This is a genomic window from Pedobacter sp. AJM (assembly GCF_002197755.1).
Lineage (GTDB): Bacteria > Bacteroidota > Bacteroidia > Sphingobacteriales > Sphingobacteriaceae > Pedobacter.
Map to the genome: position 1 here is coordinate 1,100,741 of NZ_NHOT01000003.1, position 26,325 is coordinate 1,127,065.

General features: G+C 37.8%; 25 protein-coding genes. 16 read left to right on the forward strand and 9 right to left on the reverse strand.

All coding sequences use genetic code 11. The annotated features are described in order from the left end of the window. Positions 1-417 precede the first annotated feature (417 nt). The 7 genes from ffh (at position 418) to CBW18_RS10515 (ending at position 7,273) form a co-directional block, all read left to right on the forward strand. Entirely contained in the window at positions 418-1,758 is a 1,341-nt protein-coding gene (gene ffh / locus CBW18_RS10485) for a signal recognition particle protein (RefSeq protein ID WP_088301225.1), read from the forward strand. Positions 1,759-1,969: 211 nt separating this feature from the next. After that, on the forward strand, positions 1,970-3,508 hold the full coding sequence (locus CBW18_RS10490; RefSeq protein WP_088301226.1) for a YifB family Mg chelatase-like AAA ATPase: 1,539 nt from the start codon (positions 1,970-1,972) through the stop codon (positions 3,506-3,508). Between the two features lie 350 nt (positions 3,509-3,858). Next, positions 3,859-4,269: a GxxExxY protein gene (locus CBW18_RS10495; RefSeq protein WP_172406493.1), complete on the forward strand. Its 411-nt coding sequence runs from the start codon at positions 3,859-3,861 to the stop codon at positions 4,267-4,269. A gap of 277 nt (positions 4,270-4,546) precedes the next feature. Then, entirely contained in the window at positions 4,547-4,882 is a 336-nt protein-coding gene (locus tag CBW18_RS21220; RefSeq protein WP_140418661.1) for a hypothetical protein, read from the forward strand. A gap of 574 nt (positions 4,883-5,456) precedes the next feature. After that, on the forward strand, positions 5,457-5,828 hold the full coding sequence (locus CBW18_RS10505) for a hypothetical protein (protein WP_088301372.1): 372 nt from the start codon (positions 5,457-5,459) through the stop codon (positions 5,826-5,828). 112 nt (positions 5,829-5,940) lie between these two features. Then, positions 5,941-6,510 carry a Crp/Fnr family transcriptional regulator gene (locus CBW18_RS10510; RefSeq protein ID WP_088301229.1) on the forward strand — a complete coding sequence of 190 codons (570 nt, stop codon included), beginning with the start codon at positions 5,941-5,943 and terminating at the stop codon, positions 6,508-6,510. A gap of 85 nt (positions 6,511-6,595) precedes the next feature. Further along, positions 6,596-7,273 carry a type 1 glutamine amidotransferase domain-containing protein gene (locus CBW18_RS10515; RefSeq protein WP_088301230.1) on the forward strand — a complete coding sequence of 226 codons (678 nt, stop codon included), beginning with the start codon at positions 6,596-6,598 and terminating at the stop codon, positions 7,271-7,273. A 62-nt stretch (positions 7,274-7,335) separates the two neighbouring features. Here CBW18_RS10515 and CBW18_RS10520 read toward each other — a convergent pair whose 3' ends face one another. Next, positions 7,336-7,584, reverse strand: a complete 249-nt coding sequence (locus tag CBW18_RS10520; RefSeq protein WP_088301231.1) for a hypothetical protein — start codon at positions 7,582-7,584, stop codon at positions 7,336-7,338. A 275-nt stretch (positions 7,585-7,859) separates the two neighbouring features. Here CBW18_RS10520 and CBW18_RS10525 point away from each other — a divergent pair, with 275 nt between their 5' ends. Next, complete coding sequence (locus CBW18_RS10525) at positions 7,860-9,242, forward strand: MBL fold metallo-hydrolase RNA specificity domain-containing protein (RefSeq protein WP_088301232.1); 1,383 nt, start codon at positions 7,860-7,862, stop codon at positions 9,240-9,242. Positions 9,243-9,318: 76 nt separating this feature from the next. Here CBW18_RS10525 and CBW18_RS10530 read toward each other — a convergent pair whose 3' ends face one another. Together CBW18_RS10530 and proB are read right to left on the reverse strand one after the other, a co-directional pair. Beyond that, entirely contained in the window at positions 9,319-10,566 is a 1,248-nt protein-coding gene (locus CBW18_RS10530; RefSeq protein WP_088301233.1) for a glutamate-5-semialdehyde dehydrogenase, read from the reverse strand. A gap of 105 nt (positions 10,567-10,671) precedes the next feature. Next, the gene (gene proB / locus CBW18_RS10535; protein ID WP_088301234.1) at positions 10,672-11,751 is read right to left on the reverse strand and encodes a glutamate 5-kinase; all 1,080 of its coding nucleotides are present in this window, start codon (positions 11,749-11,751) and stop codon (positions 10,672-10,674) included. Positions 11,752-11,962: 211 nt separating this feature from the next. On the opposite strand from proB, the gene CBW18_RS10540 reads away from it, so the two are divergent. The 4 genes from CBW18_RS10540 to def all read left to right on the forward strand — a co-directional run bounded on the left by CBW18_RS10540 (position 11,963) and on the right by def (position 16,628). Beyond that, positions 11,963-14,113, forward strand: a complete 2,151-nt coding sequence (locus CBW18_RS10540; RefSeq protein ID WP_088301373.1) for a S9 family peptidase — start codon at positions 11,963-11,965, stop codon at positions 14,111-14,113. A 91-nt stretch (positions 14,114-14,204) separates the two neighbouring features. Then, positions 14,205-14,657 (forward strand): hypothetical protein, encoded by a 453-nt coding sequence (locus CBW18_RS10545; RefSeq protein WP_088301235.1) that lies wholly within the window; start codon positions 14,205-14,207, stop codon positions 14,655-14,657. 25 nt (positions 14,658-14,682) lie between these two features. Then, on the forward strand, positions 14,683-15,915 hold the full coding sequence (locus CBW18_RS10550) for a pitrilysin family protein (RefSeq protein ID WP_088301236.1): 1,233 nt from the start codon (positions 14,683-14,685) through the stop codon (positions 15,913-15,915). 152 nt (positions 15,916-16,067) lie between these two features. Further along, a complete protein-coding gene (def, locus tag CBW18_RS10555; protein WP_088301237.1) occupies positions 16,068-16,628 on the forward strand; it encodes a peptide deformylase in 561 nt (186 codons plus the stop codon). A 182-nt stretch (positions 16,629-16,810) separates the two neighbouring features. Here the strand turns inward: def and CBW18_RS10560 are convergent, their stop codons facing one another. Genes CBW18_RS10560 through CBW18_RS10570 form a run of 3 tightly spaced genes read right to left on the reverse strand, consistent with a single transcriptional unit; the run spans position 16,811 to position 18,859 of the window. Beyond that, positions 16,811-17,449 carry a hypothetical protein gene (locus CBW18_RS10560; RefSeq protein ID WP_088301238.1) on the reverse strand — a complete coding sequence of 213 codons (639 nt, stop codon included), beginning with the start codon at positions 17,447-17,449 and terminating at the stop codon, positions 16,811-16,813. 52 nt (positions 17,450-17,501) lie between these two features. Next, the gene (locus tag CBW18_RS10565; protein ID WP_088301239.1) at positions 17,502-17,747 is read right to left on the reverse strand and encodes a NifU family protein; all 246 of its coding nucleotides are present in this window, start codon (positions 17,745-17,747) and stop codon (positions 17,502-17,504) included. Positions 17,748-17,782: 35 nt separating this feature from the next. Beyond that, entirely contained in the window at positions 17,783-18,859 is a 1,077-nt protein-coding gene (locus CBW18_RS10570) for an Mrp/NBP35 family ATP-binding protein (RefSeq protein WP_088301240.1), read from the reverse strand. Between the two features lie 131 nt (positions 18,860-18,990). On the opposite strand from CBW18_RS10570, the gene CBW18_RS10575 reads away from it, so the two are divergent. Genes CBW18_RS10575 through CBW18_RS10585 form a run of 3 tightly spaced genes read left to right on the forward strand, consistent with a single transcriptional unit; the run spans position 18,991 to position 22,451 of the window. Next, positions 18,991-21,138, forward strand: coding sequence for a transglycosylase domain-containing protein (locus CBW18_RS10575; RefSeq protein ID WP_088301241.1), 2,148 nt, complete (start codon positions 18,991-18,993; stop codon positions 21,136-21,138). 58 nt (positions 21,139-21,196) lie between these two features. Then, positions 21,197-21,739: a hypoxanthine phosphoribosyltransferase gene (gene hpt, locus CBW18_RS10580; RefSeq protein WP_088301242.1), complete on the forward strand. Its 543-nt coding sequence runs from the start codon at positions 21,197-21,199 to the stop codon at positions 21,737-21,739. A gap of 52 nt (positions 21,740-21,791) precedes the next feature. Next, the gene (locus tag CBW18_RS10585; protein WP_088301243.1) at positions 21,792-22,451 is read left to right on the forward strand and encodes a phosphatidylserine decarboxylase family protein; all 660 of its coding nucleotides are present in this window, start codon (positions 21,792-21,794) and stop codon (positions 22,449-22,451) included. A gap of 83 nt (positions 22,452-22,534) precedes the next feature. Here the strand turns inward: CBW18_RS10585 and CBW18_RS10590 are convergent, their stop codons facing one another. The 3 genes from CBW18_RS10590 to trmD all read right to left on the reverse strand — a co-directional run bounded on the left by CBW18_RS10590 (position 22,535) and on the right by trmD (position 25,000). Continuing rightward, positions 22,535-23,713 (reverse strand): mechanosensitive ion channel family protein, encoded by a 1,179-nt coding sequence (locus CBW18_RS10590; protein WP_088301244.1) that lies wholly within the window; start codon positions 23,711-23,713, stop codon positions 22,535-22,537. A gap of 127 nt (positions 23,714-23,840) precedes the next feature. Then, positions 23,841-24,188, reverse strand: a complete 348-nt coding sequence (gene rplS, locus CBW18_RS10595) for a 50S ribosomal protein L19 (RefSeq protein ID WP_010600018.1) — start codon at positions 24,186-24,188, stop codon at positions 23,841-23,843. A gap of 137 nt (positions 24,189-24,325) precedes the next feature. Next, a complete protein-coding gene (trmD, locus tag CBW18_RS10600; RefSeq protein WP_088301245.1) occupies positions 24,326-25,000 on the reverse strand; it encodes a tRNA (guanosine(37)-N1)-methyltransferase TrmD in 675 nt (224 codons plus the stop codon). Between the two features lie 231 nt (positions 25,001-25,231). Here trmD and CBW18_RS10605 point away from each other — a divergent pair, with 231 nt between their 5' ends. Beyond that, positions 25,232-26,296, forward strand: coding sequence for a serine hydrolase (locus CBW18_RS10605; RefSeq protein WP_088301246.1), 1,065 nt, complete (start codon positions 25,232-25,234; stop codon positions 26,294-26,296). Positions 26,297-26,325 lie beyond the last annotated feature (29 nt).

Sequence of the window (26,325 nt, forward strand, 5' to 3'; positions counted from 1 at the left end):
ATAACCGTTTCTACGGACTTTCGACGCACTTAAGCCGGGGTTTCGTCGGACTTATGACAATTCGATCCGAGCAAAGTGCAACTTAAATAAGGCGAAACAATGAATAAAAGCTCCATCTGTAGTGATGCAGGCCTTCATCAGCCCTTAAGCGATCAAACTGCAGACTATTTAATTAATGAATCAGCATGGATTGAGTATAAAGCAGTTCTGATAATAGTTGTTTAAATACAATTTTTATAAGGTATAAATCAGGCAACGGAAGTACCTCACCTATGCAAGGATAGATGTAAACATTCATTTTTAAAAAGATTTTTGACTTTGAGTTGCAGAGATTTACAATCAAAAATTGATACATTTGCTTTTCATTAAAAAAAGTAGCCTCTACCTTCAGGTAAGAGGCTGTTAGCTTATAAAAAGATGTTTGATAATTTACAGGACAAGCTAGACAGGGCATTTAAAGTATTAAAAGGGCAAGGCAGCATTACGGAAATCAACGTGGCAGAAACCATGAAGGAGATCCGCAAAGCTTTATTAGATGCCGATGTTAACTATAAAACCGCTAAAGCATTTACTGATGATGTAAGGCAAAAAGCATTGGGCCAGAACGTGCTTACCGCCGTTTCACCGGGTCAGTTGCTTACCAAAATCATGAACGATGAACTTGCTGCCTTAATGGGCGGGGAGGTTAAAGAGTTAGATACTAAAGCAAATCCAACCGTTATACTAATTGCTGGTTTAAATGGTGCAGGTAAAACTACTTTCGCCGGTAAACTGGCTTTACATTTAAAAGGAAAAGGAAAAAAACCGCTATTGGTGGCCGGTGATATGTATCGTCCTGCAGCGGTAGATCAATTGGAGGTTTTGGGAACTTCAGTAGGTGTATCTGTTTATGCCAACCGTGAATCTAACGATCCTGTTGGTATTGCTTTGGAGGGTATTGCACATGGTAAACAAAACGGCAATAATGTGATCATTATTGATACTGCCGGTCGTTTAGCGATTGATGAGTCGCTGATGAATGAAATTTCGGAGGTGAAGGCAAAAACCCAACCACACGAAATTTTATTTGTAGTGGATTCAATGACTGGACAAGATGCCGTGAATACTGCAAAAGTATTTAATGACAGATTAGACTTTACCGGCGTTGTTTTAACCAAACTGGATGGAGATACCCGGGGGGGTGCTGCACTATCCATTAAATCTGTTGTAAATAAACCCATTAAATTTATTGGTACCGGCGAGAAGATGGAAGCACTTGATGTGTTTTATCCGGATCGTATGGCCTCCCGTATTTTAGGTATGGGTGATGTGGTTTCTCTTGTTGAACGTGCACAAATGCAGTTTGATGAGAAGGAAGCAGCTGAACTGCAGAAAAAAATCCGTAAGAATAAATTTGATTTCAACGATTTTTACAGCCAGATTCAGCAAATCAAGAAAATGGGTAACATGAAAGATTTGATGGGTATGATTCCGGGCGTAGGCAAGATGATGAAAAATGTAGATATCCAGGATGATGCATTTAAATCTATCGAAGCCATTATCAACTCTATGACACCATTTGAGAAAGAAAATCCTGATGCCATTCAGCAAAGCCGCCGTTTACGCATTGCCAAAGGTTCAGGAAACAAGGTAGAAGAGGTGACCAAACTGATTAAGCAATTTGAAGACATGCGCAAAATGATGAAGCAGTTTTCTAACCCCGCAGCCGCAGCCGCAATGATGAAAGGCATGCCGAAAATGCCGTTTGGAAAAAGATAGGCATAAACTGAAAGTTTAAAGCAAAAAGCGACTACAGGATATTAAATATGTACATCCCGATCAGAAATGGTTGGGATTTTTTTGTTAAAGGGGAGATAGCCTCAGCTGATTAGTCGCCGAAAATTTATAAATTAAATATTTATTTCTATATTAGAATCCAATAATTCATCCCCGAATAACATAACATCCCGTTTTATTTTTACGATAATTCATGCTTGTAAAAACTTACGGAAGCGCTGTTTTTGGCGTAAATGCACTCACCATTACCATTGAGGTCAGTATCAGTGGAGGCAACAAATACTATATGGTTGGTTTGCCCGATAATGCCGTAAAAGAAAGTTTACAACGGGTGGCAAGCGCCATCAACGTTGCTGGTTTTCGGATGCCAAAACAAAAGATAGTGGTTAACCTTGCACCCGCTGATCTTAGAAAAGAGGGTTCGGCATATGACTTACCCATTGCTATTGGCATTTTAGCGGCTTCCGGTCAGATTCCGTCAGAAGAACTGGAAAACTACTTCATCATGGGTGAGCTTTCATTGGATGGCACCATCCAACCCATTAAGGGCGCTCTGCCTATTGCCATCCAGGCGCAGGAAGACGGTTTTAAAGGTTTTATTTTGCCAAAACAAAACGTACGCGAAGCAGCCATTGTTGATGGATTAATAGCCTATGGTGTTGAAACCTTATCGCAGGTAATCGCGTTCTTCAATAAAAGTATGCCTCTTGAACCGGTTAAGATTAATACTCAAGAAGAATTCCTTAAAAACATTGGTAATTATGAACATGATTTCGCAGATGTTAAGGGGCAGGAAAATATTAAAAGGGCCTTGGAAATTGCCGCCGCTGGCGGACATAATGTAATTCTGATTGGTCCTCCCGGAGCAGGAAAAACCATGCTGGCAAAACGTTTACCCACTATCTTACCTCCATTAAACCTGCCAGAAGCGCTGGAAACCACTAAAATTCATTCTGTAGCAGGGAAACTTTCTGCAGCCGATGCACTCATGACTGTTCGTCCCTATCGGTCGCCACACCATACCATTTCTGATGTTGCTCTGGTTGGCGGCGGAATCAATCCTCAACCGGGAGAAATTTCTCTGGCACATAACGGGGTATTGTTTTTAGATGAATTGCCTGAGTTTAAACGAACTGTTTTAGAAGTAATGCGGCAACCCCTGGAAGACCGTAAAGTAGCCATTTCTAGGGCACGCTTCTCAGTTGAATATCCTGCAAGCTTTATGCTGGTGGCTTCCATGAATCCATGCCCCTGCGGTTTTTATAATCATCCGGAAAAAGACTGTGTTTGCGCTCCGGGTGTTGTACAAAAATACCTTAGTAAAATATCAGGTCCGCTTTTGGATCGCATCGATTTACATGTGGAAGTTACACCTGTCAATTTTTCTGAGCTGGCTTCATCCCGCGAAGCGGAAAAAAGCGAACACATCCGGAAACGGGTTATACAGGCCAGAGAAATTCAGGATCAACGCTTTGCTGGCAAAGCAGATTTGCATTACAATGCACAAATGAGCCCGAAAATGGTGCGCAAAGTTTGTCAGATCAGTGAAGCAGGAACGGCGCTGCTAAAATCAGCCATGGAAAGTTTGGGTTTATCTGCCCGCGCATACGACCGGATTTTAAAAGTAGCTAGAACCATTGCAGACCTAGATGGCAGCGAAAATGTGGCGCTAGAGCATTTGGCAGAATCAATTAATTACAGAAGTTTAGACCGTGATGGATGGGCTGGGTAAACAATTATCATGAATAGCGCAATATACATGGTTTAAACTTGAAATGGTGAGCATCCGATATCGTAAATCCATAAACTGAACATATTATCATTTACAAAACAAATCTGTATGACCTCATGGCAAAGAATAATCATACTTGGACCATATAGGAATATAGCACATATAGCAAAATCTATAAAAATGATTATTTAAGATAATCTATATGAATTAAATGCCTATGTGGTTAACCTGAAAACGAGATCGCCATATAGAAATATTGCACATAAATATAACCAGCTATCGATTAAAACAAAAGCTATATGAACTAAAATCCCTATATGATTAACCTTATAATGAGAATATAAATACACATGACTAAAACATCTTTAAGAGCAATAACATACAATGTTATCGGTGCAGCAATAGAAATTCACAAAGCCCTTGGACCTGGCCTATTAGAAAGTGTATATCATGAGTGTATGAAACACGAACTGATGCTTAGAAATATAAACTTTATAACTGAAGTTTCAATGCCCGTAAGGTATAAAGAAATAGAGGTGGCTGCCTATTTAAGATCTGATTTATTAATAGAAGGCTGCCTGGTGGTTGAAGTAAAAGCATCAAAAACAATAGAACCTATTTTTGAAGCCCAGGTATTAACCTACATGAAGTTACTAGAAGCGCCCCAGGGATTGATCATAAATTTCAATTGTGTCAATATTTTTAATGATGGACAAAAAACTTTTGTTAACGATTTTTACCGAAACTTAGATGATGAATAACAACTGTATGATAATGCCTATCCAGACATTAACGAAATCAATAATTGCTCACATTAACAATAAATGACTATTTTCATTCAACAAACGCTCGCTTATGAAATGGTGCCTATATGTATCATGTATAATTCTTCTTTCCAGTTGTGTTTCATTAAAGCAAACAAAACAAGATGGAATCAGAAAAATTTCTGACTTAAGCGCTTTTAATGGCAATTATTCCAATAAAATAAATTCTTCTGATTCAGCTAACTCACTATGGAATCAATTAAGTTTAAACCATATGCCCGCATTTAATGCCGAAGGTGAGAGAATTGAGCTCCAGGCCATAGGTAAAAACAAAATAAAGGCAATATTATTCTTGGGTGGCAAACAAAAATCAGAACTAGCTGTAAAAGGCAAACTCAAGAATAATTACTTTGTATCTGTCCATAAGCGAACCATTATCCCGATTCCATTTATTTTTGGGAAATTTAAAAACAACCAGTTTCAACTGGCATTAAGTGAAAATAATGCACTACAGATAGACAAGTTAAATAATCAATGGGGTTGGGTCTTTATCTTTCTAGCTAGTCACGATCAAACAAAGCATTACGAATATAAATGCCTGTCAAAATGAAATGACTGTATGACATCAATTTTTCAACCAATCCCAAAATGGAAGGCTTCACTGCTGGTAGCAGGGGGTTAAAATATCTCAATCGAAGCAACATTTTTATAAACCAATTGATTATTATAAATCCCCTGATTTTCGCTCCGCGTGTATTTTTTTAATATTTTGAAAATTAACGATCAAAACCGGAAGCCAGCAAGTAAATAAATCACAGCACTTAAATGTTTTTCATTTTTAAGTTACTCCTTATCACTCATTTCAGTAAATTTATTTCTACTCATTTTAAAATAGCGGCTTCGTTTCCTGATTTCTCTACACAAAACTAAACAGTTTGCCGAATTAATTCAATTCATTGACCATAATAAAAATTTCATTTTGAAAATTTTAAAGAAGCAAACAAACATCAATTAAAACCCTAATAAACAGATATTTATACATAAAAAATAAAATTTAAGTTTAATGCTTTAACAGATAACACTAACCCTGAAAAAAATCTTTTGGCATAGTGGTTGTAAACAGCCTGTTACATTTAAACAGATTCTGTAAATTATTTTTCCAGATTCAAATTGAAAAACATTTTATGAAAAAGACAATCCAAATTTTCAGCATGCTATTAATAGCATTAACCGTGATGGTTTCATGTAAGAAAGATACTGACCCGGCAGACAAAGATTTCTTTGTAGGTACTTACAGAGGCAGCGTATCTTACACAAAAGACGGTAACCAAATTACCAGTACTGATGGTAAAGTTACCGTAACAAAAGTTAATGATACTTACAGCTTCTTTTTCGGAAACAACATTCCTGATATTACAGGTGTTAAATTTCAGGAAAGTGGTAATACCTACGTAAGTATTGGTACCGGTGTAATTGGAATTACCATTGATGCCAGTAGCCTAAAAATTGGCGTTTCCAATACAAATGGTACCTGGACGGCCAACTGTACCCGGTAAGATTTTAAAGAAGCATTCAAGTCCCGACAAAAATCGGGACTTTTTCTTTGTCTTAATATTTTAAATGCGGATATAACACCAAATCAGATTCTAAATTTACTTAGATTTATAAATGAGTGTTGAATTAAGAAAACATATTGAAGAAATTGTATCGCTTACTGATGAAGAATTTGAACAGATTAACAGCTACTTTAGGTTCAGACAACTAAAAAAACATCAGTATTTAATTCAGGAAGACGAGCAGGTAAATAATATCTATTTTGTAATCAGCGGACTTCTAAAAGCCACATATAATGATGCAAGCGGCAAAGAATACATTATTCAGTTTGCAACAGAAAACTGGTGGATTTCAGATTTTCAGGCTTTTTATAATAACGTTAAATCAATTACCAATATCAGTTGCCTTGAAAATGTAGAACTGCTTTACATCTCCAAAGAAAACCTGGATAAAATATGTAAAGAGAACCATAAAATGGAGCATTTTTTTAGAATAAAAAATAGTTCTGGTTATGTAGCGCTGCAACAAAGAATTCTTTCTTTGCTTACCACCAATCCGAAAGAACGCTTTGAACAATTTACCTCCCAGTATCCTCAGCTGGGGCAACGTTTATCTAAAACGATAATTGCAGCATACCTTGGCATTTCAAGAGAAAGCCTGAGCAGACTTTCTTCAAAAGTGTGATTTAATGCACAAAAAAATTGTGACTGAAGTCCTGTGCCAGGGATAAACTTTGCCTTAAATTTGAATAACATTAAACATTAATGATATGAGTAAAAAAGTTTTATTCGTGCTTACGAGTCACGACGAATTAGGAAATACAGGTAAAAAAACAGGTTTTTGGTCAGAAGAACTGGCAGCTCCATATTATGCATTAGCAGACAAGGATGTGGAAGTTATATTGGCTTCAGCAAAAGGCGGTCAGCCACCAATTGATCCAAAAAGTGAAGAACCTTCGTTTCAAACTGATCATACGAAAAGAATGGATAACGATACTGTTCTTTTAGATAAACTAAAAAATACAATTCCATTGGATGAAGTAAAAATGGAAGATTATGATGCCGTATTTTACCCTGGCGGTCATGGTCCGCTGTGGGATCTGGCAGAAAGCAGTACTTCACAAAAACTAATTGTTGATTTCTATACCGCAAATAAACCTGTTGCCTTTGTATGTCATGCGCCTGGTGTATTGAAAGATGTGAAAGTGAATGGTGAATATTTGGTTAAAGGTAAAAAAGTAACAGGCTTTACCAATACTGAAGAAGAAGGTGTACAATTAACTCATGTGGTACCTTTTCTGATAGAGGATATGTTGATTAAAAATGGCGGAATTTATTCTAAAATAGAGGATTGGAATCCCTACGCTGTTGTAGATGGTTTATTAATAACAGGCCAGAATCCGGCTTCATCAGAAAAAGTAGCAGAAGAATTATTAAAAATGATTTAAAAGCTAAATAGCTATTCTACTGGTTGCCGGCTTAGCAACCAGTAGAATATTCAAGCTCTTTATCATTCCTCTTCCTCATCTTCTTCTTCCGGTACATATTTTTCAATGGCCTGCCCAATGGCATTTACCTCTTCATCTTCCTCAAAAATGGGAAGTTCTGTTTTATAATCCATTTTCAACCAAATGGAAGAAGTATCTTTTTGAATCTGAATATATTCTCTTCCATCTTTAAATATGGTGTAAGAGTCATTTCCTTCGGGGAAAACAGAATAATTTACCGGGCCTATTTCGATATCAAATGGTTCTTGCATTACTGAAATTTTTCTACAAAGATATAGGTTTAAATAGGAATATCAGACTTCTGTTCAGGATTTGAAAAGGAAGATTAGATTTTAACAAGGGATGCAGCTCCACTATTTTTCAAGCCTTATCTGGTTTTTAAGCCATAAAAATTAATCACGGTATTCGTGCTTATGTTAAAATTATAGTGTCTGCAAATCTTCGATTTAAAAAATTACTTCTCACTGCTTAAAAATTCCAGCTTTTGTATTACTTTACACCAAACAAAATACCGAAAGATTAGAAGATGAAGTTAACGTTTTGGGGTGCGGCGCAACAGGTAACAGGAAGTATGCACCTGCTGGAAGTTGGGCATTATAAGATATTGATAGATTGCGGATTGGATTATGAAAAGGAAACTTACCAGGAAGACAACCAACAATTCCCTTTTGACCCGGCCAGTATCAACCTTGTGATTTTAACCCATGCACACATCGACCATTCTGGTAATTTACCGACGTTGGTACGCCTCGGTTTCGATGGTCAGGTGCTTTGCACAGCACCAACAGCTGATTTATCTGCTATATTATTATTCGATTCGGTAGAACTTTTTTTAAGGAAACAGAGTAGAAAACCACGCACAAAAAGGGGTAATTTCAGCGGACCAAAACCCTTATACCTGCATAAACATGTGATGGATACCATCGATCGATTCGTAACCATTGCTTTTAACAAACCTTTCAGAATTAACGGCGATATCAGTTTAACATTTATCCCTGTAGGGCATTTATTGGGTGCCGCTGCAGCCATTTTAACCATTAATGACAAGGGAGAGGAAAAGAAAATCGCTTTCTCTGGTGATATTGGCCGGGAACACTATCCGGTACTGGTAAAGCCAGAACCCATCCCGGCAGTTGATTATTTTGTGTGTGAAGCTACTTATGGTGGCCGTTACCACACCAAAGACCAGACACTGGAAGAAAGGTTGGTAAAAGAAATTGAAGAAGCCTGCATCAAAACACCCGGCAGATTAATTATCCCTGCCTTTAGTATCGGAAGGACACAATCACTGGTTTTTGCTTTAAATCAGATCTTCACTAAAAAGTTATTGCCCCCGGTTCAGATTTTTGTAGATAGCCCCATGGCGATACAAGCAACGGATGTTTACCGTAAACACCATAACCTGGTGAATCAGGAGGCAAAAGATTTTTATAAAACCATGGGCGATGAATTTGAATTTGAGCATTTGGCTTACGTTCAAACGATGAAAGAAAGCAAGGATGTTTCCAATTATTTCGATCCCTGCATCATTATTTCTTCTGCCGGAATGTTAGAAGGCGGGCGTATTCAGGATCACTTGTACTATAATATTCAAAATTATTACTGTACCATTCTTTTTATTGGCTATTGCGCCAAAGGAACACTCGGTTATAAACTTTTGAGTGGCGCTCCAATCGTCAGGATTAAAGACCGTGAAATGATGGTTTATGCCACTATTCGTCAAACCGATTTACTAAGCGGCCACGGAGATCACGACGATCTGATGCGAACAGTGAAGCAAACTGGTCAGCCAAAAAAGGTTTTTCTGGTGCATGGTGAAGATAAAAGTTTGAAGAGCCTGTCTGCTGCCCTGCAGGAAGATGGTTTTGACGTAGTGGCACCGGAAAGAGGAGCGGTATTTGAGATTTAACCGGCGCAATGGTTCATTGGGGATCAGCTTCCATTCTTCCGGACTATCCTCATCAGCTAACCGTTTCCGTCTTATCCTATTTCCTCACTTGTCCATCGCCTCTGACCACCCATTTATAACTTGTTAATTCTTCCAAACCCATCGGGCCGCGGGCATGGAGTTTTTGTGTGCTAATGCCAATTTCTGCACCTAATCCAAATTGGGCACCATCGGTAAAGCCGGTAGAAGCATTTGCATAAACGGCAGCTGCATCAACCAGATTTAAGAAATTTGTCATGTTTTCTGCATTTTCAGAGATAATGGCTTCGCTATGTTTAGAACTATATTGAGCAATGTGATTAATCGCTTCATCAAAATGATTCACTACTTTAACCGCCATTTTTAAGGATAGAAATTCTGTACCAAAATGATCTTCCGTAGCGCGGTTTAGCAGGTTTGATGGATAAGAAGATTGTAGCATCTCAAAACTTATTTCATCTGCAAAAAGCGCTACTTTTTTTTCAGCCAGTGGCATTAAAAGTGCTGGTAAATCATTTAGTCTGTTTTGGTGAATCAACACACAATCTAACGCATTGCATACACTCACTCGTCTGGTTTTGGCATTTAAAATAATAGCTTTTCCTTTCTCTAAATCTCCTGATTCATCAAAATAGGTATGTACAATGCCAGCACCGGTTTCAATAACAGGGATTTTACTATTTTCCCTTACATAATTAATTAAAGACTGACTCCCGCGTGGAATTAATACATCCACAAAACCTCTGGCATTAAGCAAAGCCTCAGTGGCGGATCTCTCGGCAGGCAATAAGGTAAGTACATCAGGATTAATTCCATGCTTTTTTAACACCTTCTGAATTACTTTTGCCATGGCTAAATTTGAAGATTCAGCATCACTTCCACCTTTCAAAACAGCAACATTTCCCGTTTTAAAACACAATGAAAAAACATCAGCAGTAACGTTCGGTCGGGCTTCGTAAATGACACCAACCACACCTAACGGAACGCGGATTTTTTTGAGGTTTAAGCCATTATCTAAAATTTTCTCTGATAATACTTCATTTAGCGGACTAACCAGATTCACCACATTTTTAATATCGTTGGCTATATCTAAAATCCGTTGAGATGTTAGCTTTAGTCGGTCATATTTAGGATCGTCAATAGGCATTTTAGCCAAATCCTTTTCGTTTTCCTGAAGGATGATTGATGTGTTTTCGATTAACGTCTCCGCTACATCAGAAAGAACCGCATTCACTTTTTCTTTAGATAGATTAATAAGATGGCGGGCTGCTTTCTTAGCGTTTTCGAAGTATATGGAGTAGTTCATTTTTTTAGTATCAAGTAGTCAGTATTAAAACTTGCTTCTTTAAAACAGCAATCTAAAGACTTATTTAACGACCAAGTGCGCTAAGTTTTTGCTTTAGCCTTCAGCTTAAATTAACGAATAAAAATAATCATAATGCACCAGGGCTTTTTGTTTTTTCTGTCCGATTCTTTCCCTTGCTTTATCCGAGCTGTATTCTGCAATGCCCAATCCAATTAAGGCATTTTGCGCATCCACAATTTTAATCACATCGCCTTTTAAAAAATCAGTTTGAATCTCTATGATTCCAACAGGTAATAAGCTTGTAGCCTTCCCAGAGGTCAGAACCATTTTTGCACCATCGTTTAACTTAACAATTCCAGTTGCAGCGGTTTCTGAGTGTGCAATCCATTTCTTCTTGCCGGATTTACTTTTTTCAGGCACAAACCGCGTATGGATCAGAGTGTTATTTAAAAGTGAAGTCAGCACATCATCTTTAGTGCCATTGGCTATATGAACGTTAATCCCGAGCTTAGCTACCTTTTGTGCCATCGTAGATTTGGTAATCATTCCACCCCTGCCAAATTGTGATTTTCCGGTTTGAATAAACGAAGCCAGATTGGAAACCGTTCCCGAAATTTCTTCCATAACCTGCGAACCTTCCAGCTTCGGATCACCATTGTAAATTCCATCTACATTCGACAAGATAATCAAGGCATCAGCACTTAACATCGAAGCAATTAAACCTGCCAGTTCATCATTATCCGTAAACATTAACTCGGTTACCGACACTACATCATTTTCATTAACAACGGGAATAACATCATTCTGCAGCAAAATTTGCATACAGTTTTTCATATTCAGGTAATGCGCCCGGTCACGAAAATCTTCTTTTGTTACTAAAACCTGGGCACATTTTATTTGATGGATGGCCAAAAAATTAGAATAAGTATTAATCAGTTTTACCTGACCAATTGCCGCTAATAGTTGCCGGGTGGTTACGGCGTCTTGCTTCTCAGAAACTTTAATTAAGCTTCTTCCAGCTGCAACAGCACCTGAAGAAACTAAAATAACTTCAATGCCTAACTGTTTAATCGCTGCCAGCTGATCCACCAAATGATTGATTCGCGCTTCATCAGGTAATCCATTTTCTTTCGTAATTACATTCGAACCGACTTTAACAACTATTTTTTTGTACCCTAATTTCATGACTACATTAATGCCTTATGTTTGGCAATTTAACATCAATTTTTCTAAATCAAGATAATTATCTATAGGCTTGATGGATTTTTACAAAAACGATAATTAGCTTGAAGTTGCGCTTTTGCATTCGACGAACTACCATATCGCCAACGAACCAATGACCATTGAACTAATGAACAATTTCCTTAAATTGCAATCACCTAATCCTGAACCAAACATGAAACGTATTTTACCCGCCCTGATTTTGCTTAGTGCAATTTCAGCTTGTAATCACCCGCAAAAGAAAGAAATGGAACCTATAAAATGGCCTGATGTAAAGGCACCAGTGGCGGAAATCATTCCGCACAAAAGAATAATTCACGGCGATACCGTTGAAGATAGTTATTACTGGATGATTGATTACTTTAAAAAAGGGCCGGATAGCACGAAAGTGGTCAATTACCTAAAAGCCGAGAATAAATACCTGGAAGAGATGATGAAGAGTACGGATGCTTTCCAGGCTGATTTGTTTAAGGAAATGAAAGCTAGGATTAAGGAAAAAGATGAGTCTGTTCCTGTTTTCAGGAATGGATATTTTTATTATTCCCGAACAGAAGATGGTAAGCAATACTTTAAATACTGCAGAAAAAAAGGCAGTTTAACCGCTCCTGAAGAAGTACTTTTAGATGTTGATGAAATGGCAAAAGGCCATGCTTATTTCAGTGCAACAGGTTTTAAAGTTAGTCCGGATAATAAATTGCTGGCTTATGGTGTGGATCAGGTTTCCCGCAGGCAATATACCATTCAGGTTAAAAACCTCGAAACAGGCGAAATTTATAAAGATGCCATTACCAATACCGAAGGTCCGGGCGCCTGGGCAAATGACAATAAAACTTTGTTTTATACGGCTAAAAACCCGGTTACACTGTTAAGTGAAAAGATAAAAAAACACACCCTTGGTACCAGTGAAAAAGCCGATGTAGTGGTTTATGACGAGAAAGATAATACCAACTATATCGGTGTAGGTAAGTCTAAAAATGGTAAATACATTTTTGTAGCCTCGCAGGGTACCTTAACCTCAGAATATAAAATGATTGATGCGGATCATCCGGAAGCTGATTTCAAGGTTTTCGCTGCCCGATCTAAAGATGTTTTGTATGATGTCATGCCTGTTGATGGAAAATTTTTAATCCTGACTAACTGGAAGGCAAAGAATTTCCGGCTGATGGAATGTCCGCTGGATAAAACGGAAAAAGAAAACTGGAAGGAAGTGATTCCACATCGTGCTGATGTATTACTCGAAAGTGCTGAGGAATTTAAAGATTATACCGTGCTATCTGAACGCAAAAACGGATTAACGGAATTGCGTGTGTTGAAGAAAAATGGTGGCGATTATTACATCAAGTTTGACGAGCCGGCTTATGATGCTGGAGTAGGTGCAAACCCGGAATACAATAGTAAAACCTTGCGTTATTCTTACACCTCCCTAACTACACCAAGTTCAGTTTATGATTATGATTTGGAGAAAAAAGATCAGCGACTGATGAAACAGCAAGAGGTTGTAGGTGGTTACAATCCTAAAGATTATGTAACAGAACGAATTTTTGCAACCGCAAAAGATGGCACTAAAATTCCCGTTGCCTTAGTTTACAAAAAAGGTTTTGAGAAGAATGGTCAATCGCCATTATTGCTTTATGGTTATGGCTCATATGGCTCAAATTCTGATGTCTATTTTTCTTCCGTTCGCTTAAGCCTTTTAGATCGGGGTTTTGTTTTTGCGATCGCCAACATTCGCGGCGGGCAAGAAATGGGCCGCCAATGGTATGAGGATGGTAAACTGATGAAAAAGAAAAACACCTTTACTGACTTTATTGCTGCAGGTGAATATCTGATTGATCAAAAATACACTTCCAAAGGACATTTGTATGCCAATGGAGGAAGTGCTGGCGGCTTATTAATGGGAGCGGTTGTAAATATGGCACCAGATTTATGGAATGGTGTCATTGCGGATGTTCCTTTTGTAGATGTAGTTAACACGATGTTGGATGAAAGCATTCCATTAACCACGAATGAGTTTGATGAATGGGGAAATCCAAAGAAAAAAGATGCCTATGCATACATGAAAAGCTATTCTCCTTATGAAAATGTAGCGAAAAAGGTCTATCCAAATATGCTGGTGACTACGGGTTTGCACGACAGTCAGGTACAATATTTTGAACCTGCAAAATGGGTAGCCAAATTGCGGGCAATGAAAACAGATCAAAATGTGTTGTTCCTTAAAACCAATATGGAATTTGGACATGGTGGTGCATCTGGCCGTTTCGATTATTTAAAGGAAGAAGCATTGGGATATGCTTTCTTGTTTAAACTGGAAGGGATTAGGAAGTAATAACAATATAAAAGTTGAGTGAGTTGAAAAATTAATGGTTCTTTAACTCGCTCAGCTTATCCTTTTCATATATAATATAAAAAACTCCCTAATGAATGCTAAATTAAAACCGCTTCAAATGATTCACCTGGCATTATGCTTTTTTGTCTTCCTATTTGCTATTGTAACTATTTTAATTAACAGAAATCAATTGTATTTTGATGCCAATCCGGCGAATACTGCACCTTTCAACCCCATATTTCCAATTGTAGGGTTAATTTCGCTCTCCGTGAGCATTATTGCATTTAAAAACTTACTTGCAAAAATAGATCAGGCTACCGCTGTTGATTCAAAAATAAATCAATATCAAACGGCTTTTATTGTGAGTTCAGCATTATTAGAAGGAGGTGCTCTTTTTAATCTTGTAGGCACATTTGTATCACAAAATGCATTCTTTTTAATTTTTGCCGCAGTGAACCTAATTTTCCTCATTCGCAATCGGCCTACCAAAGATAAATTGATATCCGCTTTACAATTGCAATATCCGGATACGGAAATATTGTAACAATTAGCCCTATCTTTGCCGGTCAATGGAATATAATGTTCACACTTTACCGAATGGCATTCGCTTGTTGCACGTGCCATCGGCTTCAGCCATCTCACATGCCTGTATCATCATCAACACCGGTTCACGTGATGAGGCTGAACATAAGGCCGGCCTGGCACATTTTATTGAGCATTTAATTTTTAAACGTACAGAAAAACGCAGTACCAACCAGATTTTAAACCGCCTGGAAAGCGTTGGAGCTGATTTAAATGCCTATACCACTAAAGAATACACTTGTGTTCATGCTTCCTTTTTAAATCCCTATTTAGACCGGACGCTGGATCTTTTTAATGATATTATCTTTCATTCTACCTTCCCGGAAGAGGAAATGGATAAGGAGAAAAGCGTGATTCTGGATGAAATTGCATCTTACCTGGATCAACCTGAAGAAGCCATTAACGATGATTTTGAAGATATGCTTTTTGCCGGTCATCCGCTAGGCAATAATATCCTGGGCACTACTGATTCTGTTCAAAATTTCACCAGGGAAGATGTGATTGCCTTCAGGAAGGCGAATTACCGCACCAATGAAATAGTTGTTGCAGTGATTGGAAATTATAGCTTAAACAATGTGGTTAAAAAAGGAATTAAGCACTTTGCGGATGTTGAAGAAAACACACCGGCAAAACATCGGGCAAAGCCAGTTCTTTTAAAGCCAGTAACGACTACGATTTACAAACCCATTATGCAGGCACATTGCATCGTAGGCACTCAAACTTATTCTACTTATCAGGACAGCAAGGTTGGCCTAATGCTCCTGAATAATTATTTTGGCGGTAATGGCATGAGTTCTGTCTTAAATTTGCAAATCAGGGAGAAATATGGAATTGCATATACTATTGAATCAAATTTTTCACCCCTAAGCGATACCGGAATCTTTTCTATTTATTTCGGAACAGATAAAGAAAAACAGGAAAAAGCTTTGGCCCTGATTTTTAAGGAAATTAAAAAACTAAAAGAAAAGCCATTAAATGATCTTCAATTACAAAAAGCCAAAAACAAATTTATTGGTCAGATTGCTTTAGGAGAAGAGAACAGAATTGGATTAATCATTTCAATGGCCAAAAGCTTAATTGACCACGATAAAATTGATTCGCTTGAAACCGTTTTTGAAAAAATAAACGCGGTAAATACAAGGCAGATTGCAGAAATCGTTGATGAGGTTTTAGACATAGAAAGGCTTAACATTTTTACTTTCTCGCCGATAGCGGAATAATTGTTATTTTTGTACCGTTAAGTTTTATTGGCCTGTCACCCTGAAACTCGTGGAAGGATATACAAACAAGCTGGTCTTCGACAGGCTCAGACTGACAAACCGTTGAAATTAATAGCCTCAGGCTTAATCGTCTGAATGAAATATATTATATCATGAAATTACCTATAGTTGCTTACGGGGATCCGATTTTAAAAAAGATCGCAACCGATATTGATCAAGATTATCCAGAACTGGAAAAGCTGATTAGTGATATGTTCGATACCATGTATTATGCAAATGGTGTTGGCCTTGCTGCGCCACAAATTGGTCTTCCAATCCGTTTGTTTATTGTAGATATCGGGGAGGATGAAGATGGAACACCTGGTTATAAAAAAGTATTTATAAACGCAAAAATCGTGGAAGAAGCAGGCGAACCATGGATGTTCAATGAAGGCTGTTTAAGTATCCCGGATATTCGTGAAAATATTTCACGTAAACCTAATATCAAGATAAATTACCTGGATGAAAATTTTGTAGAACATACCGATGATGTGGATGGAATGCCAGCCCGTGTGATTCAGCATGAATATGATCATATTGAAGGCAAACTATTTACCGATAAAATAAGTGTGCTGCGTAAAACCATGCTGAAAAGCAAACTGGATGCCATTGCAAAAGGAAATATCAAAACAGATTACAAAATGAAGTTCCTGAATAAGAGCAAAAAAAGATAAATGTTATGGAAGAGGGAAAATGGAAACGTTTTCCCTTTTTTTATTCATTCCGTCATTGCAAGGCACGGGGTAATCTCAATCGCAAAACAGATTGCTTCGTCAGCTGAAAAAGCCTCCTTGCCATGAAAATTTGTCGATTTTGAATGTCCAGGCCTACAGACTCCAAACTTAAGACTCAAGACTTAATTCTCACTTCGCTTCTTATCGCCGTCAAAAATCTGCTGCATTAATTTACCCCAGGCAAAAGGATTTAATAATGGGTTGGTTTGCACCATGTTTTTATTAACCATCCTGTCGAAGTTGTACCGGTAATTCTGACTGCCGATTTCCTGTCCATCACGTGGTAAAGTCTGGATCAAACCATCTATCGATGAACGCGAAAGATTCTTTTTGGCTATCGCCATATCATCATCAGCCAGTTTCATCGATAGAAATTCCCGCGTAAATTCTTCTGTAGTTGCCCACGGAAAAACACGAACAGAAGGTAAATCAATTACGTTGGATTTTAACTTCACCATGATCGTATACTTACTGTCTGGTGTACCCTCCGGAATTATAGTAGAGAATTTTTTATAGCCAATGGCTGTGAATAAAATAGTGTCGCCAGGATTCACAACAAAACTAAAATAACCACGGTAATCTGCGGCAACCCGTTTGCTTTTGGCGGAGAGATCGGTAATGGTTACGTATGGGATTACATTTGAACTATCGATATCGGTAATAATTCCTGAAAATTGGATAAGTTTTTCCCCGGCCGGCTTCTGCTGTGCAAAAGTAGCAAAGGAAAAAAACAAGCAAATCAGGGTAACACAATATCTCATTGAGACAAAAGTAATTTTAATAATAAAACTTCCTTGTTAAATATTGTTAAAGCTATTCCTGCTCTGCCATGTTTACAGCAACGACTGAAGTGATTTGCGGTACAGCTTTCATTATAGCCTGTTCAATACCCGATTTCATGGTCATGAAACTCATTGGACAAGAGCCACAGTTGCCCAATAACTTAAGCTTTACTGTACCATCAGCTGTAATTTCTTCAACAGAAACATCACCTCCATCAGCCTTTAAATATGGCCTGATAGTTTCCAATGCCTGTTCTACTTGTTCTGTTAAATTCATTATTGGTTATTTAAAGATATAAAAATAGTAATTTTTTAGCAATTCGCCATTTGCGCATTATTGATGGATATCTGCTGTGCAATTTTACTGGCAATGTTTCCAAATATAACATCCAGCAAAGGATTTTGGTTTAAAGCAACCGGCTTACCCTGGTCTCCGGCTTCTGAAATGCTTTGAATAATCGGAATTTCACCTAAAAATGGCACATCAAATCTTTCCGCCAGTCTTGTTCCGCCTCCCTTACCAAAAATGTAATATTTATTTTCCGGCAATTCTTCCGGCGTAAAATAAGACATGTTTTCTACAACCCCTAAAATGGGAATATTGATCCCGGGCATCTGGAACATGGCCAGCCCTTTATGCGTATCAGCCAGTGCAACCTGCTGCGGTGTAGTAACCACAACAGCACCTGATATAGGAAAACTCTGTGTAATGGTGATGTGGATATCTCCGGTACCAGGAGGAAGATCTACAATTAAATAATCCAGTTCGCCCCAATTGGTATCATTAAAAAGTTGCTTTACCGCATTTGAAGCCATTGGTCCGCGCCAGGGCACCGGCTGACCAGGATCTGCAAAAAAACCAAGAGATAAAATCTTGATGCCATATTTCTCAACAGGGATAATTTTTGTTTTTCCATCCGCCGTTTCTTCAGCACCTGGTTTTGCATCAACCAAATCAAACATCGTAGGCACTGACGGGCCATAAATATCGGCATCGATTAAACCTACCTTTGCACCATCCCTGGCAAGCACTACAGCCAGGTTGCTGGATACCGTTGATTTACCTACACCTCCTTTGCCGGATGAAACCAAAATAATGTTTTTGATGTTATCCAATGAGGATGAATTTACAGGCTGTGTTACCCTTGAAGTAACATTAATGCTGATTTCAGCAGTTGCTGACACAAAATGTTTAATCGCGTTAGTACAGGCATTTTTGAGCATCTCTTTCATCGGGCAGGCCGGTGTGGTGAGCTCCAGTGTAAAGCTTATATGTTGATCAGTAATTTTTAGATCCTTAATCATGTTTAAGGTGACCAAATCTTTTTTCAGATCAGGATCCTCTACATTCTTAAGGGCATCTAAAACTTGTTGCGGGCTAATTTGCATGGTATTAATTTAAATTCAAAATTAACAAAACATCGCTACAAATACTTTTATTTAGGCTTTTAAACTGTAATTTTAACACGAAATAAACATTTAATTGTTACGTTTAAGCAATTAACCATTTTAACGACTATATGCGAATACCAAAAATCAAGATCCCTAAAAAATATTTAAAAATCGGAGCCTGGGTTTTAGGTGTTTTTTTAATTGTTTGCATGGCTTTAGGTGCCGTTGCCTATAGCAAAAGGGAAGCGCTGTTAAAGAAAATGATGGCTAAAGCTATTGCCAAAGCTGACCGGGATTATGGACTGGAAATTAAAATCGGCTCTGCCGGATTTACAGGTTTGAGTACCGTAAAAATGACGGCGATTTCTATTGTACCTAAGGAGCGGGATACGCTTTCCAACATCGGCGAATTAAGCGTTGGGGTAAAGCTTCTTCCTTTAATATTTGGTAATGTCAAACTATCAGAAGTAAAAATGAGTAATGGATTTGTCAGTGTAGTGCTGAAGGATTCCACCACCAATATCGATTTTATTTTAAAGCGTAAGAAAAAGGACAGTACAGAAAATAAAGGCAAATCCAACCTGTCAGAAATTGCCAATAATATCCTTAACCAGGTTTTATACAAAATTCCTGATGATATGGATGTAAAAAACATGGTTTTTAAGTTTAACGATCATGATACAGCTAAACTAAGTTTTGCTACGGTTGCTGTAATTGATGGTGGTGATTTAAAATCGACCATTAACGTTAACCATGGAGAATCTACCTGGCATATTGATGGTTATGTAAATCCGGGCAGCAAAGAATTAAGCTTCACCGCTTATGCTGACGGGAAGAAGCTGGAATTGCCTTATCTGAATAATAAGCTTCATGCCAAGTTGAGTTTCGACACCCTTCAAACGGAGCTAAAAAACGCAAAATACAGTGGTAATGATTATAAAATTTCCGGTTCATGGTCAGTTAAAAATATGCTGATTAACCAGCCAAGAATCGCCTCCAACGATATTATTGTTCAAAGCGCAAAATTAGACGCTGATATTTTAGTAGGTCCGAATTACATTGCATTAGATAGCAGCTCTACGGCTTATTTAAAAAATGCTGAAATCCATCCCTTTATCAAATATACTTTAGGAAAAAACAAAATCTACGAACTCAAACTTAACGCTCCTGAACAGGATGCACAAGCGGTTCTGAACGCCTTTCCTCAAGGTTTATTTGAATCTCTGGAAGGCTTAAAGGTACAGGGCAAGGTAAAATACAATCTTAATTTTTATCTGGACACCAAAATCCCGGATAGTGTTCGCTTTAATTCAACATTAACACCTGTTGATTTTAAAATTACAAAATGGGGAAAAACAGACCTGCAAAAAATTAACAGCCCTTTTGTTTATACGCCTTATGAATATGGCAAACCCATGCGTGATATTACCATCGGCCCGGCTAACCACAACTTTACACCATTAAATCAGATTTCAAAAAACTTTATCAATGCCGTGTTAACAGCAGAGGATCCATCCTTTTTTACGCACAATGGTTTTGTAGAAGAATCTATCCGGAAATCAATTGCCGTAAATTATAAGGAAAAGAAATTTAAAAGAGGGGGAAGCACCATCAGCATGCAGCTGGTTAAAAATGTTTACCTCAGTCGCCAGAAAACACTTGCAAGGAAAGCTGAAGAAATTCTCATTGTATGGCTTATCGAACATAATCACCTGGTAAGTAAAAACAGAATGCTGGAGGTTTATTTCAACATCATGGAACTGGGAAAAAACATTTACGGCATTGGAGAAGCATCAAGGTATTATTTTGGCAAGCAACCAGCCGACTTAACGATTGGTGACGGGTTATTCCTGGCCAGCATTGTTCCGAAACCAAAAGCAGCCATGTACAAGTTTATGGCAGGTGGCGGTCTGAAACCTTATATGTTCAACTATTTTAGGTTCATGGGAAACATTATGGCCAGGCGGGGTTTAACACCCGCTGACACTTCTGGTTATGGATTTTACAATGTTCGTTTAAGAGAGGGTTTACGACAGTACCTGGCACCAGATACTTCAGCTGTGGATACTTCAGCATTTGATGGCGACGATGATGAGGGAATGCCGCCAGTGATCATGCAGGATAACAATAAAAACCTTTTCGATCGTATTTTTGGAGGGCGTAAGAATGATACCACAACCGTTAAACCTGCAGATACCACCAAAACCAGAAAACAGTTGAGACAGGAACGCCGAGAGCAGCGCAGGCTGCAGAAAGAGCTGGAGAAAGGATTGTAAATCAGCTGACAATTCACAATTCAACTCAACTTTAATACATTAAACATCACCAAAGAGCATGCACAAAATACAGGTAGAGGATAAAGAATTCGAAATCTTTTTAGAAAATGAGACCATTAATAAAAGGATTCGTTTAATGGGCATTCAAATGAATGTCGATTATGAAAAAAAGTGTCCGTTGTTTATTGGTGTATTAAATGGAAGTTTTTTATTCCTGGCAGATCTCATCAAGGAGGTTGACATCCCCTGTGAGGTGGCATTTATGCGTGTGGCATCTTACGAAGGTACCTCAAGCTCCGGTCAGGTAAAAGAATTAATCGGCCTACCAGAAAATATAGAAGGCAGGGATATAATTGTCGTAGAGGATATTGTGGATACAGGCTTAACACTCACATATATTTTAAAAACCATAAAAGAGAAAAATCCGGCATCAGTAAAAGTAGCCTCACTTTTACTTAAACCTTCCGCTTTAAAGTACGAAATGGAAGATTTAGCCTACATTGGTTTTGAAATTCCAAATGAATTCGTGGTAGGTTACGGATTAGATTATAATGGATTGGGAAGAAACCTGATCGATATTTACAGGGCTACCGGGGCATAATTTTTAATTGGATTAATTTATTTTTCGCACCTTTGCGCAATATTTTAAGATTATGACCATACATAAGGAAGGCTATACCACTATTGCCCTGACCATTTTACTGATTTTTGTGATCAACGCTGTTGTTGATTATAAATACTACGACATCACCTGGTTGCGTTGGTTCATTTATATTTTCTCCGCTGCCTTATTTCTGATTGTCCTGCAGTTTTTCCGCAATCCCAGCCGCAGTTTTTCCAATGGTGAAAACCTGGTGATCTGCCCTGCCGATGGGAAAGTAGTGGTAATAGAGGAAACTGAAGAAGACGAATACTTTAAGGATAAACGTTTACAGGTTTCCATTTTTATGTCGCCGGTAAACGTACACATTAATCGGAACCCGATTTCGGGTGTGGTGAAATTTTTTAAATACCACCCGGGGAAATATTTAGCCGCCTGGAACCCTAAATCATCAACGGAAAACGAACGCACCACTACGGTGGTGGAACACAAAAATGGCACACCGGTTTTATTTCGTCAGATTGCAGGGGCGCTGGCCCGTAGAATTGTATGGTATGTAAAAGAGGGTGATCAGGTGGTACAGACTGAACAATTTGGATTTATTAAATTTGGATCAAGAGTGGATGTTTTCTTACCTGTTGGAACCAAAGTGAATGTTGAACTTAACCAGGTGGTAAAAGGCGGTATCACTACGCTGGCTACTTTAAGTTAATTAAATAATACATTTCTATAAAAACCCTGGCTGGCTTAATGCCACACCGGGGGTTTTCTTTTATTCAGGCAGCGGAATTAATCTTAATCTGTAGTATCATTACCCACTTCCTTTTCTGCGCTGGCAACCGGCACAATGTGGTCGCTGATTAAACGTTGGGTTGGATAAGCAAAATCTGACTGATTGCGCATCACAATGTCCATAATTTCAAGGTTAATTTCCTGGCGGATATCTAAAAAGGCATCATTATTCAGTATGGTAACAAAGTAGTTGATTTCTACAATTAAACCAGAATCACCAAAGCTTTTAAAAGAGGCTGTTCCATCTCCGCTTGTTCCTTCATGTCCATTAATGTAAGATTCAATTTCAGTTACAATCCGCCTGACAGATTCCGCCTTTGTTTCATAAGTTAAACCGATAGTAAAGGCTACTTTTCTGGAGTTTCTGAGTGAAAGGTTTTCTAAAACACCATCAATCATACCACGATTAGGTATTGTAGCCATTGTCCGTTCTGAAGTACGTATCCTGGTGCTCCTGAAGCCTACTTTTTCTACCGTTCCTTCCACGCCGTCTACTTTCACCAAATCACCAACCACGAAAGGTTTATCCAGAAAAATAGTAAATGATCCGATCAGGTTTTCCAGGCTTTCTTTTGCGGCTAATGCGATAGCTATACCACCAATGCCTAAACCGGTAATCAGCGTGAGTACGTTTACTTCAAAAACAAAGCCTAAGAGGGTAAAGAAGCCTATAAAGATCACAAGTGTCTTTAACAATTCCTTAAGAAAGGGCACTAACTGGTCATCCGATTTATTATTGGTAAGTGATGCTTTGTACAACAACACATGGCTAATAAAATCGATAATTCTCAAAATAATCCAGAATATGGAGAGAATAATCAGAAAAAGAAAAATCCGGTCAATACAATCTCCTAAACTTACCGGCACAGCTATTTTCATTTTTCCAACAAGCTTACGGTAATGAAATATAGCCACTTCAAGGGGATGCCTTAATTGATTGATCGCCAGGTAAAGTGTGGTCAGTTGAATGAGTAAGGAGATGGGCTTAATTAATAAAGCCACAAAAGCATCATCGTGTGATTGCTGCGAAAAGTTTCTAAACAACTTAAATAAAAGCTTGCTTAACAGCTTTGAAATAATTCTTTTTAAGATAATCCCTAAAAATAATATTGCACCAAACAGGCAATAAGCCATTACGGTATTACCCCAAAATACCTGATCGAAAAAGGCTGCATCTAACATATCCACAAATTTAATCCTTATGATGGTTATTCACCTTTATTAATGTTAACCCTAATGGTTAAAATATCCTAAACAAAAAAACCTCCACGAAATGAATCGTGGAGGCTATATCTTATAATAAAGAATATTATTTTCTCAAAGATTTGATACGAGCAGCTTTACCAGTTAAAGCACGTAAGTAGAATAATTTCGCTCTACGAACTTTACCATAGCTATTCACTTCAACTTTCTCAATGTTTGGAGAGTTAAAAGGGAAAATACGCTCAACACCAACACCGTTGCTGATTTTACGAACGGTGAAAGTTTCGTTAGCACCCGCACTGTTACGTTGGATTACAACACCTTGGTAAATTTGAACACGTTCTTTATTACCTTCGCGAATTTTATAGTGTACGCTCACTGTATCGCCAGACTTGAACGCAGGAAAATCTTTTTTCGCGATGGCCTGCTCTTCAACAAATTTTACTAAATCCATGATTTTAAGCTATTAAATCGATATTTCAACCCGTGAAATTCGGATTGCAATATTAGGGATTTTTTTTCAATTAAAAAAACTAATTTTATTTTTTCCACAATCTTTTAGAATTCCACATTAATCCTGTGTAAACTCTTCTATTCCAAAAGGTCAGGCCGGCGCTGCCTTGTTCGTTCCAGCGCCTGTTCATGCCGCCATTCGTTTACTTTTGCCTCATGTCCGCTTAACAAAACATCAGGTACTTTATGGCCTCGCCAGTCTGCCGGGCGGGTGTAAACAGGTGCATCTAAAAGCTCACCCTGAAAACTATCAGAGAGGGCAGAGGTTTCATCGTTCAAAACACCCGGTATTAAGCGCACCACAGCATCAACAACTATTGCGGCAGGCAATTCCCCGCCACTCAAAACATAATCGCCTACAGAGATCTCGCGGGTAACAAATACATCACGGATTCTTTGATCAATTCCTTTGTAGTGACCGCATAAAATAATGATATTTTTCTTTATAGAAAGTTCATTTGCGGTGCTCTGATTTAAAGTGACACCATCCGGACTCATAAAAATGACCTCATCATATTCGCGTTCAGCCTGAAGCTTTTCAATACAGGCCGCAAAAGGCTCAATACTCATCACCATTCCGCTGCCGCCGCCATATTGATAATCATCTACGCTTTTCTGTTTACTTGTAGAATAGTCACGCAGGTTATGCACAACAATTTCGGCTATGCCCTTTTTTTGTGCCCGCTGTAAAATGGAATGGGCAAAAGGACTTTCTAATAATGCCGGAAGAACAGTTATAATATCGAAACGCATGGTGCAAAGTTAAGTCTTTAGTCTGAAGTCTATAGTCTGAAGTCGAATTTTCTAATCGAAAGCGTATTCGTACGCCCCTATTCATAAAATTATTCCAATTATCTATTAAGAAATAATAGGCATTTATTATTTATCGCAAATTTTAACCTTTGATAACAATGATATTTTCCTCAAAGTGTAACGTAAGCATAATCTCCAACGTCATATATTAGAAGTTAATACCACTGTTAAATGAAATATCTTTTACTATTTGCTTATATTCTGATCATTAACTATAATGTGCATGCTCAATCTAAAAATCTTAAAAAATTCATTGCAGACTATGCAAGCCAACATCAATTTAACGGAACTATATTGATAAAAAAAGATGCAAAGATTATTTATCACCAAAGTTTCGGATTAGCAGAACGCTCCTTTAATTCACCAATTAAAAACAATACAAAATATCAGATTTGTTCTATCACAAAAACATTTACCGCGGTTCTGATTCTCCAACTAATGGAACAAGGGAAGATAGATCTGAATAAAAAAATAAACAGCTACTTTCCTTCCTACAAGGGAGAAGGCGGTTCAAAGGTGTCCATCCACCAATTGTTAAACCATACATCCGGAATGAAAAATACTGATACTGCTACAGACGCTCATTTTATGAGGTATGGAATTGGGTTTTATCATAATCCTTATACTTTAGAGGAAATTGTAGATAATTTCTGTTCAAATCCACTTATTAACGAACCTGGAAAGACATTTGATTACAACAACGGGGAATACATGATTTTAGGGAGGATTTTAGAAATAATATACAAAAAACCCTATGAAAAAATTTTAGAAGAGCAAATTCTAATTCCATTACACATGAGTAATTCTGGTATCATCAATCATTATAAATTAATACCAAACTTGGCCACGGCATATTATGAGGGTAAAAACATTAAATTAATTCCAAACATACCTTTATATATTGAGGATTTTTCTGCCGCAGGCGCCATGTATTCCTGCACAACAGATCTGATTAAGTTTAATGACGCTCTTTTTAGCCATCAACTGATCAATAAACAAACGCTAAATCAATTATTAACTCCAGGTTTAGATGATTACGGATACGGTGTTTGGATAAGAGATTACAAAGGAGTTATCGATAAGTATAAAAGAATGGAAAGATATGGAAGAATACAAGGCGCTAACTGCGCTTGGTTTCATTACCTAAACCGTAATGTTAGTATTATCATGCTGTCTAACACGAATCTGACTGACTTAGGTGATTTTGCATTTAGAATTGGAAAAGCAATTTTTTGATTTTACGCTATCTGTAAAGCAATATATGT

Coding starts and splice junctions, on each gene's coding strand:
- CBW18_RS10575 (WP_088301241.1), top strand. CDS start 18,991: ATGCGAATACCAAAAATCAAGATCCCTAAAAAATATTTAAAAATCGGA.
- CBW18_RS10605 (WP_088301246.1), top strand. CDS start 25,232: ATGAAATATCTTTTACTATTTGCTTATATTCTGATCATTAACTATAAT.
- CBW18_RS10530 (WP_088301233.1), bottom strand. CDS start 10,566: ATGAACTACTCCATATACTTCGAAAACGCTAAGAAAGCAGCCCGCCAT.
- CBW18_RS10570 (WP_088301240.1), bottom strand. CDS start 18,859: ATGCAAATTAGCCCGCAACAAGTTTTAGATGCCCTTAAGAATGTAGAG.
- ffh (WP_088301225.1), top strand. CDS start 418: ATGTTTGATAATTTACAGGACAAGCTAGACAGGGCATTTAAAGTATTA.
- proB (WP_088301234.1), bottom strand. CDS start 11,751: ATGAAATTAGGGTACAAAAAAATAGTTGTTAAAGTCGGTTCGAATGTA.
- CBW18_RS10515 (WP_088301230.1), top strand. CDS start 6,596: ATGAGTAAAAAAGTTTTATTCGTGCTTACGAGTCACGACGAATTAGGA.
- CBW18_RS10495 (WP_172406493.1), top strand. CDS start 3,859: ATGACTAAAACATCTTTAAGAGCAATAACATACAATGTTATCGGTGCA.
- CBW18_RS10550 (WP_088301236.1), top strand. CDS start 14,683: ATGGAATATAATGTTCACACTTTACCGAATGGCATTCGCTTGTTGCAC.
- def (WP_088301237.1), top strand. CDS start 16,068: ATGAAATTACCTATAGTTGCTTACGGGGATCCGATTTTAAAAAAGATC.
- hpt (WP_088301242.1), top strand. CDS start 21,197: ATGCACAAAATACAGGTAGAGGATAAAGAATTCGAAATCTTTTTAGAA.
- CBW18_RS10545 (WP_088301235.1), top strand. CDS start 14,205: ATGAATGCTAAATTAAAACCGCTTCAAATGATTCACCTGGCATTATGC.
- CBW18_RS10520 (WP_088301231.1), bottom strand. CDS start 7,584: ATGCAAGAACCATTTGATATCGAAATAGGCCCGGTAAATTATTCTGTT.
- CBW18_RS10510 (WP_088301229.1), top strand. CDS start 5,941: ATGAGTGTTGAATTAAGAAAACATATTGAAGAAATTGTATCGCTTACT.
- CBW18_RS10540 (WP_088301373.1), top strand. CDS start 11,963: ATGAAACGTATTTTACCCGCCCTGATTTTGCTTAGTGCAATTTCAGCT.
- CBW18_RS10565 (WP_088301239.1), bottom strand. CDS start 17,747: ATGAATTTAACAGAACAAGTAGAACAGGCATTGGAAACTATCAGGCCA.
- CBW18_RS10525 (WP_088301232.1), top strand. CDS start 7,860: ATGAAGTTAACGTTTTGGGGTGCGGCGCAACAGGTAACAGGAAGTATG.
- rplS (WP_010600018.1), bottom strand. CDS start 24,188: ATGGATTTAGTAAAATTTGTTGAAGAGCAGGCCATCGCGAAAAAAGAT.
- CBW18_RS10585 (WP_088301243.1), top strand. CDS start 21,792: ATGACCATACATAAGGAAGGCTATACCACTATTGCCCTGACCATTTTA.
- CBW18_RS21220 (WP_140418661.1), top strand. CDS start 4,547: ATGCCCGCATTTAATGCCGAAGGTGAGAGAATTGAGCTCCAGGCCATA.
- trmD (WP_088301245.1), bottom strand. CDS start 25,000: ATGCGTTTCGATATTATAACTGTTCTTCCGGCATTATTAGAAAGTCCT.
- CBW18_RS10505 (WP_088301372.1), top strand. CDS start 5,457: ATGAAAAAGACAATCCAAATTTTCAGCATGCTATTAATAGCATTAACC.
- CBW18_RS10490 (WP_088301226.1), top strand. CDS start 1,970: ATGCTTGTAAAAACTTACGGAAGCGCTGTTTTTGGCGTAAATGCACTC.
- CBW18_RS10590 (WP_088301244.1), bottom strand. CDS start 23,713: ATGTTAGATGCAGCCTTTTTCGATCAGGTATTTTGGGGTAATACCGTA.
- CBW18_RS10560 (WP_088301238.1), bottom strand. CDS start 17,449: ATGAGATATTGTGTTACCCTGATTTGCTTGTTTTTTTCCTTTGCTACT.